The following is a 1,203-nucleotide window of genomic DNA, read 5'->3' as shown; positions in this document are numbered from 1 at the left end:
AGGGCTTGTCTTATGATTTTTTTGTCGCGTTGAGCGATAAAGGACCGTTCAGCCGGGGTGGCCACCCCGGCTGAACGGGAAGGGGACGGGTCGCCCGGGCTGGACCATAGCGGGTCGTGGCAGAGTATGACCGCCCCTTCTTTTCCTTGTGCCCTGAACGGATACCGGGGGCTTGAGCCCCGGATGACAAGCATAGGACATGGAAAAGATGATCGCGATCGCCACCCGTGCCAAGCCTGAAATACGCGATACCCCGATCACGATCGGGATCGACGTTTCGAAAGACCATCTTGATGCCGCGCTTCATCCGGGCTCCGAGACGCGGCGGTTCGATAATGACGCCGCTGGCCACACAGCCCTGCGGCGCTGGATCGGCAAACGGGCGGTGGCCCGCATCGTGTTCGAAGCGACAGGGATCTATCACCGTGCTCTTGAGCGCCGCCTGAGCCAGGCGGGCCTGCCCGTCTGCAAGATCAACCCGCGCCAGGCCCGGCGCTTTGCCGAGGCGACTGGCACGCTGGCCAAGACCGATCGTGTGGATGCGCTCATGCTGGCCCGTTTCGGCGTGGCGCTGGAGCCTGCGATACGCCCAGCCCCCAGTGAAATGCAGGCGGAACTGGCCGAACTCGTCGCCGCCCGCGAGGGGCTTTCGCGTGACCGGACGAGAACCCTGAACCGCAAGGCCGCCACGCAGAATGGCCTGCTCATGCGCCAGACCCGCCATCGCCTGCGTCAGGTCGAAGCGCAGATCGCGGCCATCGACAAGGTGGTCGCCGCCCTGATCGACGCCGAACCCGTGCTGGCGCGCCGGCGCGATATCCTGCTCAGCATTCCAGGCGTGGGCGCCACCACGGCCCATGCCCTGCTGGCCAACATGCCCGAACTCGGCACTATGGAGGAGGGGCAGGCCGGCGCGCTGGCCGGCCTTGCGCCCATCACGCGCCAGTCGGGAACCTGGCAGGGAAAGAGCTTCATCCGCGGAGGCCGGGCTCAACTGCGCCGGATCCTTTACATGCCAGCACTCGTCGCCATACGCCACAATCCCGATCTCAAGCGCCAATATGACGCTCTCGTCGCACGCGGAAAACCGGCCATGCTCGCCATCACCGCCGTCATGAGGAAGCTCATCGTCCTCGCAAACGCACTCGTGCGACACAATCGCTCATGGGCGCCAAAAACAGCTTGATCAAGACGGATACTCTG

1 protein-coding gene is annotated in these 1,203 nt (G+C 64.6%); it reads left to right on the top strand.

The features are described from left to right. Nucleotides 1-208 precede the first annotated feature (208 nt). A complete protein-coding gene (locus HLH25_RS19875) occupies nt 209-1,186 on the top strand; it encodes an IS110 family transposase (RefSeq protein ID WP_182975727.1) in 978 nt (325 codons plus the stop codon). Nucleotides 1,187-1,203: the final 17 nt, after the last annotated feature.

The sequence above is a fragment of the Gluconacetobacter dulcium genome (assembly GCF_014174165.1).
Taxonomy (GTDB): domain Bacteria; phylum Pseudomonadota; class Alphaproteobacteria; order Acetobacterales; family Acetobacteraceae; genus Gluconacetobacter; species Gluconacetobacter dulcium.
Note: the sequence above shows the minus strand (reverse complement) of the source record. Positions and strands in the feature narration are given on the sequence as shown.

Bases quoted from the DNA above. Each gene is read 5' to 3' on its own strand.
- HLH25_RS19875 (WP_182975727.1), top strand. From the start codon at position 209: ATGATCGCGATCGCCACCCGTGCCAAGCCTGAAATACGCGATACCCCG.